Origin of the sequence: Propionivibrio sp., from assembly GCF_017995515.1 — a bacterium.
GTDB lineage: Bacteria > Pseudomonadota > Gammaproteobacteria > Burkholderiales > Rhodocyclaceae > Propionivibrio.
Window position 1 is genome coordinate 1 of the sequence record NZ_JAGOIT010000125.1, and the last position, 8,949, is coordinate 8,949.

At 66.4% G+C, this 8,949-nt stretch carries 11 protein-coding genes and 1 tRNA gene; 1 reads left to right on the forward strand and 11 read right to left on the reverse strand.

Translation table 11 applies throughout. From position 1 onward, the window contains the following. From KBA32_RS15200 to KBA32_RS15250, 11 genes are all read right to left on the reverse strand, one after another. Window positions 1–74, reverse strand: a tRNA-Gly gene (locus KBA32_RS15200). A 44-nt stretch (window positions 75–118) separates the two neighbouring features. Continuing rightward, window positions 119–1,321 carry a formate-dependent phosphoribosylglycinamide formyltransferase gene (purT, locus tag KBA32_RS15205; protein WP_367113789.1) on the reverse strand — a complete coding sequence of 401 codons (1,203 nt, stop codon included), beginning with the start codon at window positions 1,319–1,321 and terminating at the stop codon, window positions 119–121. A 106-nt stretch (window positions 1,322–1,427) separates the two neighbouring features. Further along, window positions 1,428–1,985, reverse strand: a complete 558-nt coding sequence (mog, locus tag KBA32_RS15210) for a molybdopterin adenylyltransferase (protein WP_294360635.1) — start codon at window positions 1,983–1,985, stop codon at window positions 1,428–1,430. Further along, the gene (glp, locus tag KBA32_RS15215; protein ID WP_294360637.1) at window positions 1,982–3,259 is read right to left on the reverse strand and encodes a gephyrin-like molybdotransferase Glp; all 1,278 of its coding nucleotides are present in this window, start codon (window positions 3,257–3,259) and stop codon (window positions 1,982–1,984) included. The genes mog and glp overlap by 4 nt, the downstream gene beginning before the upstream one ends. 3 nt (window positions 3,260–3,262) lie before the next feature. Further along, window positions 3,263–3,862, reverse strand: a complete 600-nt coding sequence (locus tag KBA32_RS15220) for a molybdenum cofactor guanylyltransferase (protein ID WP_294360640.1) — start codon at window positions 3,860–3,862, stop codon at window positions 3,263–3,265. Between the two features lie 156 nt (window positions 3,863–4,018). Beyond that, window positions 4,019–4,516 (reverse strand): molybdopterin-guanine dinucleotide biosynthesis protein B, encoded by a 498-nt coding sequence (gene mobB, locus KBA32_RS15225; protein WP_294360645.1) that lies wholly within the window; start codon window positions 4,514–4,516, stop codon window positions 4,019–4,021. A gap of 5 nt (window positions 4,517–4,521) precedes the next feature. Beyond that, window positions 4,522–4,956, reverse strand: coding sequence for a molybdenum cofactor biosynthesis protein MoaE (locus KBA32_RS15230; protein WP_294360648.1), 435 nt, complete (start codon window positions 4,954–4,956; stop codon window positions 4,522–4,524). A 4-nt stretch (window positions 4,957–4,960) separates the two neighbouring features. Then, window positions 4,961–5,200: a MoaD/ThiS family protein gene (locus tag KBA32_RS15235; protein ID WP_294360650.1), complete on the reverse strand. Its 240-nt coding sequence runs from the start codon at window positions 5,198–5,200 to the stop codon at window positions 4,961–4,963. Beyond that, window positions 5,197–5,727, reverse strand: coding sequence for a cyclic pyranopterin monophosphate synthase MoaC (gene moaC, locus KBA32_RS15240; protein WP_294360652.1), 531 nt, complete (start codon window positions 5,725–5,727; stop codon window positions 5,197–5,199). The genes KBA32_RS15235 and moaC overlap by 4 nt, the downstream gene beginning before the upstream one ends. Then, window positions 5,724–6,788 carry a GTP 3',8-cyclase MoaA gene (gene moaA / locus KBA32_RS15245; protein WP_294360655.1) on the reverse strand — a complete coding sequence of 355 codons (1,065 nt, stop codon included), beginning with the start codon at window positions 6,786–6,788 and terminating at the stop codon, window positions 5,724–5,726. Before moaA ends, moaC begins: the two co-directional genes overlap by 4 nt. 89 nt (window positions 6,789–6,877) lie before the next feature. Beyond that, complete coding sequence (locus KBA32_RS15250; protein ID WP_294360657.1) at window positions 6,878–7,495, reverse strand: cupin domain-containing protein; 618 nt, start codon at window positions 7,493–7,495, stop codon at window positions 6,878–6,880. A 264-nt stretch (window positions 7,496–7,759) separates the two neighbouring features. Here KBA32_RS15250 and KBA32_RS15255 point away from each other — a divergent pair, with 264 nt between their 5' ends. Continuing rightward, window positions 7,760–8,914 (forward strand): benzoate/H(+) symporter BenE family transporter, encoded by a 1,155-nt coding sequence (locus tag KBA32_RS15255; RefSeq protein WP_294360659.1) that lies wholly within the window; start codon window positions 7,760–7,762, stop codon window positions 8,912–8,914. Window positions 8,915–8,949: the final 35 nt, after the last annotated feature.

The window sequence follows — 8,949 nt, forward strand, 5'->3', positions numbered from 1 at the left end:
TGGAGCGGGCGAAGGGAATCGAACCCTCCTCATAAGCTTGGGAAGCTTAGGTAATGCCACTATACGACGCCCGCGAAGGCGCCCATTCTAAGCGTTTGGGCGCCGTGCTTCAATCGTTTTACTTTGCGACCGGCCTGACCTTGCCGGCGGCGAGCCTGGCGCGGCTGCGCGCTTCGTCGATATCAACCCCGGTGGCGACGGCGACGCCCATGCGGCGCTTCTTGAAGCTTTCCGGCTTGCCGAACAGGCGCAGGTCGGCGCCCGACACGCGCAGCGCGTCGGCGACGCCTTCAAAAGCGATGCCCTTGGCGTCGGCGCCGCCGTAGATGACGGCCGAGGCGCCGGGCGCGCGCAGGGAAACATCGACCGGCAGACCGAGGATGGCGCGCGCATGCAGTTCGAACTCCGAGAAGCGTTGCGAAGCGAGCGTGACGAGGCCGGTGTCGTGCGGACGCGGGCTGACTTCGGAGAACCACACCTGATCGCCGCGCACGAAGAGTTCGACGCCGAACAGGCCACGTCCGCCGAGGCTCTCGGTGACTGCCTTGGCGATGGCGCGCGACTTCTCGAGCGCGACCGGGCTCATCGCCTGCGGCTGCCACGATTCGACGTAGTCGCCGCTGACCTGCACGTGGCCGACCGGCTCGCAGAAGTGCGTTTCGATCTCGCCGCTCTCGCTGACGGCGCGCACGGTGAGCAGCGTGATCTCGTACTCGAAGTCGATGAAGCCCTCGACGATGATGCGCCCCTGAGCGACGCGCCCGCCCTGCATCGCGTAGTCCCACGCCTTGGCGACGTCGTCCGGGCCGCGCAGCAGCGACTGGCCCTTGCCGGACGAGGACATCGTCGGTTTGACGAGGCAGGGGTAGCCAATGCCGCCGTCAATCGCCTTTTGCAGACTGTCGAGCGAGTCGCAGAAGGCGTAGGGCGAGGTCGGCAGGCCGAGTTCCTCGGCGACCAGCCGGCGGATGCCTTCACGATTCATCGTGAGATTGGTCGCGCGCGCGGTCGGGATCACTTCGGCGAGGCCGTCGCGCTCGATCTCGAGCAGCATCTCGGTGGCAATCGCCTCGATCTCGGGCACGATCAGCTGTGGCTTTTCCACTTCAACGAGCGCACGCAAGGCGGCACCGTCGGTCATCGCCATCACGTGCGAACGATGAGCGACCTGCATGCCCGGCGCATCCGGGTAGCGGTCAACAGCGATCGTCTCGACGCCCAGCCGTTGCAGGGCGATGATCACTTCCTTGCCGAGTTCGCCGGCGCCGAGCAGCATGACGCGCGTGGCGGAAGGGCTGAGCGGGGTGCCGATGGCGTCGATGGGATTGTTGCGCGGGCCGATGGCGGCCGGAGATGCGTTGGGCATGGCGAATGTCCTGAAGGGCGGGCGGGAGGCGCATTTTACCAGCCCGCCCCGGCGGACAGCGTCAGCCCGGCTTCTTGGCGTGCGCCGGGCGGAAGGCGGCGCAGAACTCCGGGTTGGCTTCGAGCCAGGCGCCTTCGATCAGGTCGATGCAGTAGGGAATGGCGGGAAAGACGGCCTTCAGGCAGTCGTCGATCGCCGACGGTTTGCCGGGCAGGTTCACGATCAGGCAGCGCTGGCGGATGCCGGCCGTCTGCCGCGAGAGGATCGCGGTCGGGACGAACTTCAGGGACGCCGTGCGCATCAGTTCGCCGAAGCCGGGCAGCATCTTGGTGCACACCGCCTCGGTCGCCTCCGGCGTCACGTCGCGCAGCGCCGGACCGGTGCCGCCGGTGGTGACGATCAGGCTGCAGCCTTCGACGTCGGCGAGCTCGATCAGCGCGTCCTCGATGTTCGGCTGCTCGTCGGGAATAACTCTGGCGACGGCTTCCCACGGACTCAGCAGGGCCTGCGTAAACCACTCGCGGATCGCCGGGCCGCCCTTGTCTTCATAGACGCCCTGGCTCGCGCGGTCGGAGACGGTCAAGATGCCGATGCGTGCAATATTGGTTTGGTCACTCATAACCGCCCCTCGAAACCCGCGTCGTTCTGGAAAGTCGTGCCGTCGAGCAATTGAACGGCCGCGACGTCGCCTTCGGCGAAGCCCTCGGACGCTCCCGGCACGACGAGCAGACCGTCGGCCACCGCCATCGAGAGCAGGACGCCGCTGCTCTGCGTACCGGTCGAACGAGCGACGTAGCCGTGCGCGTCGCGTTCGAGCACGACACGGACGAACTCGGTGCGCCCCGGGCGGATCTTTACCGGGTGCGCGAGGCGCGCTTCGACCGTGCGCCGGAACAGGCGCCGGTGGCCCATCATCTGGCGCAGGGCCGGCAGCACGAACTGCTCGAAGCAGACCATGCTCGACACCGGGTTGCCGGGCAGGCCGAAGACCAGCCCGCCGTCGACCGTCGTGCCGAAGGCGACCGGGTGGCCGGGACGCATTTCGACGCGCCAGAAGCGCATCGTCACGCCGAGCGCTTCGAGCGTCGGCCGCACGTGGTCATGCACGCCGACCGACGAGCCGCCGGAGACGAGCAGCACGTCGAAGTGCTCGTGGTCGAGTCCACGCCTGAGGTAGCGCGCCAACTCTTCGGGGTCGTCGCGTGCGATGCCGAGCAGCGTCGGCTCGATGCCGAGCGCCTGCACCTGCCCCATCAGCGCGTAGCTGTTCGAGTTGGGAATCTTGTACGGATCGAGCGGTTCATCGAGCGCTTCGAGCTCGTTGCCGGTCGCCAGGATGGCGACGGACGGGCGCCCGAACACCGCCATCTGCGCCGCTTTCACCGTTGCCAGCACGCCGATCACGCCGGGCGTGACTTCCGAGCCGGCAGTCAGCACGGTCTGTCCGTTGCGCAGGCTCTCGCCGAGCTTGCGGATGTCGTTGCCGGTCTTCACCGACTTCTGGAATTCGATGCGGCCGTCGGCCAAGGGCCGCGTGTCCTCGACACGGATCACCGCGTCGGCGCCGCGGGGCACCGGTGCGCCGGTCATGATGCGCGCGCACTGCCCGGCGCCGACCGTCTGCTTCGGCATGTCGCCGGCCTGGATGTCCTCGATGACGGTCAGGGCAGTGGGTGCCGTCGCCAGATCGGCCGCACGCACGGCGAAGCCGTCCATCGCCGACACGTCGTACGGCGGTTGGTCGCGATTCGACCGGATGTCTTCGACGAGCACGCGCCCGAGCGCGCGTTCGAGCGTCACGGTTTCGACGGTGCGCCGGTCGGCATGGCGCAGCACTTCGGCCTGCGCGTCGGCGACCGAAAGATGGCCGCGTTGCTGGTTGTTACTGTTCACGGGTTAGCCTTTCTTCGGGTGTTTTGCTTTGGCCAGATCCTCTGGTGTATCGAGGTCGACAAAGCTCTCGAGGCCGGGGTCGGCCGCGTTCAGTTCGGCCGCATGGACATGGGCGACGTGCAATCGTTCCAGTACCGCGCGCAAGCTGCGCTTGCCGTCGCCGTCGAGCAGCGCGCGGATCGCCGGCAGGGCGCCGGTCGAATAAAACGCGGCGAGCGGCTGCGGATGGCCATCGATCAGCGGCACCACGGCGTCGACGCCGGAACGGTACGTCGCCAGCTGTTCGATCAGCGCCGGACGGACAAAGGGCATATCGGTGGCGACGGCGAAGATCCACGGCACGCCGTTCTGCGCCGCGTGTTCCAGCCCGGCGCACAGGCCGGCGAGCGGGCCGATGTCGCGGTAGGTGTCGCATACCTGCGGCAGTGCGACGTCGGCCCGCGGCGCGCGCACGCTGACGACCACTCGCGGGAAAACCGTCTGCATGACTTCCGCCACGCGTTGCAGCAAGGTCTGCTCGCCGAGCACGAGGCTCGCCTTGTCGCTGCCCATGCGGCGAGAGTCGCCGCCGGCCATGATCACGGCGAGGCCGTCGTCGATCATATTGACGTTCCTGTATGTAGCCGGGGACTTCCACGACCGTTCGCCCTGAGCTTGTCGAAGGGCGCGATGTTCACTGTGCGCCTGTTCATGGTTCGACAGGCTCACCACGAACGGAAAGGCGGTCGTGGGCCACCATTGCGATTTTCGATGGGTCGATCATCTCGCGGCGCGCTGCAACAGGAAGTCGGCGAGGCCAACCACATCGTCGAGCGCGAAATGCGGCAGTTCGGAATAGACCTCGTCCATGTCGGTGACGATGGCGATCAGGCCGTCGGCGACCGTGCAGCGCGGCGGTTTGCCGCATTCGCGGCGCAGGATTTCGATCTTGTCGCCGGGCGCCAGCGAGAAGCCTTCGGCGAGCACGAGGTCTGCCTCGCCGAGAAAGCGTTCGGCCAACTGGTGAGGCTCGCGCCGGTCGACGGCGTCGGCGACCAGCTGCAGCGCGTCGGTCGTCACCAGCATGCTCATCGACGCGCCGGCGTTCTTGTAGCGCCAGCTGTCCTTGCCTTCCTTGTCGAGTTCGACCTTGTGGTGCGCGTGCTTGATCGTCGCAACGTTGAGGCGGCGCAAGGTCAGCTCGGGCAGCAGCTTCTCGACGAGCGTCGTCTTGCCCGAACCGGAGTGGCCGACGAAGATGAATACGGTAGGTTTCATGTTGTTCATGGATGCGGCGTGACCCAGGAGTCGCCTTGCGGCGTCGTTTCCTTCTTCCAGATCGGCACGCGCTCCTTCAGCTCGTCGATGATCCAGCGGCAGGCTTCGAGCGCCGGCGCGCGGTGTTCGGCGCCGGTGGCGATGAAGACGATGTTGTCGCCGCCGCGCACGACGCCGAGCCGATGCACGATGCGCGCGTCGATCAGGCCGAAGCGGGCGATCGCCTCCTCGCGCAGCTTGCGCATCTCGGGCAGCGCCATGCGGTCGTAGGCGTCGAAGCTGATTTCGCTGACCTCGCGGCCTTCGGAAAAATCGCGCGCGCAACCGAGGAAGGTGGCAATGCCGCCCATGCGCAGCGAACTCGCCTTCAGCGCGCGGATCTCCTCGTCCTGCGAGAAGTCTTCGAGCTGGATGCGCACGGCCTCCACGTTTTCTGACATGCGCTCAGCCTCCCGAGAATTTCGACATGAAGACGACTTCGCTGCGGTCGTTAAGCGGCGTCGACCAGTCGCGTACATGCTCCCCGTCGACGGCGGCCAAGGAGACGATCGCGAACGCCTCCGGGTGCTGCGCCTGCAAGCCGTCATGCAGATCCTGCAAACGCATGCCGGGTTGATGATCGACCGTGAGCTGACGTTGGCCAACGCGTTCGGCGACGGCGCCGAAGAACAAGACCGTGATCATTGGCCCGCCTCGTTTGTGCGTTCGCGCCGCCAGACGCCGCTCTTGCCGCCGCGCTTTTCCTCGAGCTGGATGGATTCGATGCGCATGCCGCGGTCGATCGCCTTGCACATGTCGTAGATGGTCAGCAGCGCCGCGCTGGCGGCGGTCAGCGCCTCCATCTCGACGCCGGTCTGGCCGACGCAGCGCGCCGTGGTCATCACTTTGATGCCGACGCAGCCGTCGGTGTCGGGTTCGGGAATCTCGCTGAAATCGACGTCGACGCCGGTCAGCGCCAGCGAGTGGCACATCGGGATGAGGTCCGGCGTACGCTTGGCGGCCATCACCGCGGCGACGTCGGCAACGGTCAGCACGTCGCCCTTGGCGATCTGGCCGGCGCGGATGCGCGCCAGCGTCGCCGGCTGCAGGCGCAGGACGCCGCTGGCGATCGCCACGCGCTGCGTCTCGGCCTTGGCCGACACGTCGACCATGCGCGCGCGGCCGGCGTCGGAGAAGTGGGTCAGGTCATTCGTTTCAGTCAACGCGGTCATCCTCCGATGTACGACATTTCGATTTTTCGTAGCGGGTATGTATTCAGCTTCGTCGCCGCGTGGCGAATCTGCGAGTAACGGTCGTTGCGCCGCTGCCAGGTGGCGACGATCAAGCGGTCGAGCGCCGCATCTTCGGCCCCGGCGCGCAGCGGCGTGCGCAGATCGGTGCCGGCGCTGGCGAACAGGCAGGTATAGAGCTTGCCGTCGGTCGACAGGCGGATGCGGCTGCAGTCGCCGCAGAAGGCCTGCGTCACCGAGGCGATTATTCCAATTTCGCCGACTTCGCCGCTGCCGTCGGCCAGGGCCCAGCGCTTGGCGACCTCGCCGCTGTAGTTGGGATCGACCGGGCGCAGCGGATACTCACGCTGGATTGCGCCGAGGATTTCCTGCGCCGTCACCACGTCGTCCATGCGCCAGCCATTGGTCGTGCCGACGTCCATGAACTCGATGAAGCGCACGATGACGCCCGAACCGCGGAAGTGTTCGACGAGCGGCACGATCTCGTGCTCGTTGACGCCGCGCTTGACCACCGTATTGACCTTGAGCGGCGCGAGTCCCACGGCCTGCGCCGCGGCGATGCCGTCGAGCACGGACTGCACCGGCGCGCTCGAATCGCTCATGCGGCGGAAGGTTGCCTCGCTCAAGCCGTCGAGGCTGACCGTGAGGCGCGTCAGGCCGGCGTCCTTCAAGGTCTGTGCCTTCTTGGCGAGCAACACGCCGTTCGTCGTCATGGCGATCTCGACCGGCCGGCCGTCGGCACAGGTGAGCCGCGCCAGCTTCCCGATCAGCTTCTCGACGCCATGCCGCATCAGCGGTTCGCCGCCGGAGAGGCGGATCTTGTGCACGCCGAGGCGCAGGAAAATCCGTGCGACGCGCTCGATCTCCTCGAAACTCAACAACTCGGCGCGCGGCAGAAAGACGAAGTCCTTGCCGAACACCTCGCGCGGCATGCAATAAGTGCAACGCAGGTTGCAGCGGTCAGTCACCGAGATGCGCAGGTCGCGCAGCGGACGCGCGAGGGCGTCGGCGATTGGCGATGCGTCACGACCCGGATCAATCACGTTGAATTCCCGTTCGGCTGGTTGGTAAAAGCGCCGCGTGCGGCGCGCCTCATTCTAGCAACGCCAGGACTTGACGCTTCTGATGCGAATCAAATCCTGGGCTGATCGCCGACGAGGACGCCGCTCCCCGCCGTCTGCGCATAGTGGATCAGATTGTGAAAAACAGCCGGCGTTTCACGCCGGTTACGGTAGCCGTGCGGCCGATCGGCGGCGAAGCGCACGGCTTCGCCTTCGCCAAGCTCGATCCATTCGCCCTCGACGAGCACTTCCATCGGCCCGCGCAGGACGATGACGTGCTCGGTGACGCCGGGCTCGTGCGCTTCCGACAGGCGTTCGTAACCCGGCAGCAGGGTCAGTTCGAACAGCTCGAAACCGAACGGCGGCGCGTAGGGGAAAAGCACGGCAACGAGCATTCCGTCCGGAGCCGGTTGTTTGCGCAGCGCTTCGACGCTGCGCCGGATGACGCCATCCGGGCTGCCCACCGGCGCCGGTTCGATCAGGCTGGAGAGCGAGGTCTGGAAACCGCTGGCGATCTTCCACAACGTGGCGATCGTCGGGCTCGATTCGCAGCGTTCGATCTGACCGAGCATGGCCTTGCTGACGCCGGTCTCCTGCGCCGTCCGGTCGAGGCTCCAGCCGCGTCCGTTGCGCAGCACGCGTAGCGCATTGGCGATCTGTCGGTTCGGTTCGTGAGTGCTGTCGGACATGTTTCGTTTCCTATATTGAGGATGTTTGAAGTGACCAACACCCGATCCACCGTTCGTGGTGAGCTCGTCGAACCATGAACAGGCGCGCGGCGCGGATTCTCTGCCCTTCGACAAGCTCAGGGCGAGCGGGGGGGGCGAGAACGGTCTGTCATCGTCACAAGTATCAATAGAATGGATCACCCTTGTGCGTTTTAACGCACGAATGCTAGGATGCCCTCGTGCGTTAAAACGCACAGCATCGAATTACATCACACCGGAGCACCCATGCGCGCATTTTTCGGGCTTTCGCACATTTCGGCCGGCTTCATCGCCGTCCTTGTCGGCTACACGAGTTCCGCCGCCATCGTCTTCCAGGCGGCGACGGCGGCCGGCGCCGATGCAGTGCATCTCAGCTCCTGGCTGCTGGTCCTCGGACTGGGCATGAGCGCGACGTGCATCGGCCTTTCGCTCTACTTCAAGAGCCCCGTGCTCACCGCCTGGTCGACGCCGGGCGCGGCGCTGCTCGGCACGGCGCTCGTCGGCCTGCCGATGAGCGAGGCGATCGGCGCCTTCCTCTTCGCCTCGGCGCTGATCACGCTGTGCGGCGTCACCGGCTGGGTCGAAACGCTGATGAAACACGTGCCGAAGACGCTGGCGGCGGCGATGTTGGGCGGCGTGCTGCTGCGCTTCGGGCTCGGCATCTTCGTCTCGCTGCAGTCGCAACTCGGTCTCGTCGCGCTAATGCTGGTGATTTACTTCGTCGGCCGCCGCTTCAACTCGCGCTACACGATCCCGTTCACCCTGCTTGGCGGGCTGGCGTGGGCCGGCTTTGGCGGATTGATCCATTTCGAGGCGGTGACGCTCGCCGTCGCGCAGCCGGTGTTCACGATGCCGACCTTCTCCCTATCGACGATCATCGGCGTCGGCATCCCGCTCTTCATCGTCACCATGGCCTCGCAGAACGTGCCTGGCATCGCCGTGCTGCGCGCCAACGGCTACTCGACGCCGGTCTCGCCGCTGATCGGCTGGACCGGTTTGACCGGCCTCGTGCTCGGCCCGTTCGGCGGCTACCAGTTCAACCTGGCGGCGATCACGGCGGCGATCTGCATGAGCCCGGAGGCTGACCGCAATCCCGAACGGCGCTACCTGGCCGCCGTATGGGCTGGCGCCTTCTACTTCGTCACCGGCCTGCTCGGGGCAACGGTCGCCAGCGTGTTCACCGCGCTGCCGAAGGAACTCGTCGCCGCAATCGCCGGCATCGCGCTGCTCGGCACGATCGGCAACAGCCTGACCGCCGCTCTGCACGACGAGCACGAACGCGAGGCGGCGCTGCTCACCTTCCTCGTCACCGCGTCGGGGCTGACGCTGTGGGGCGTCGGCAGCGCATTCTGGGGCCTGCTGCTCGGACTTGCCGTGTTGAAGTCGCGGGCGCCACGCTGAGGTTTGTTCTGCGCCCCCGGAAGAGAAAGGCCTTG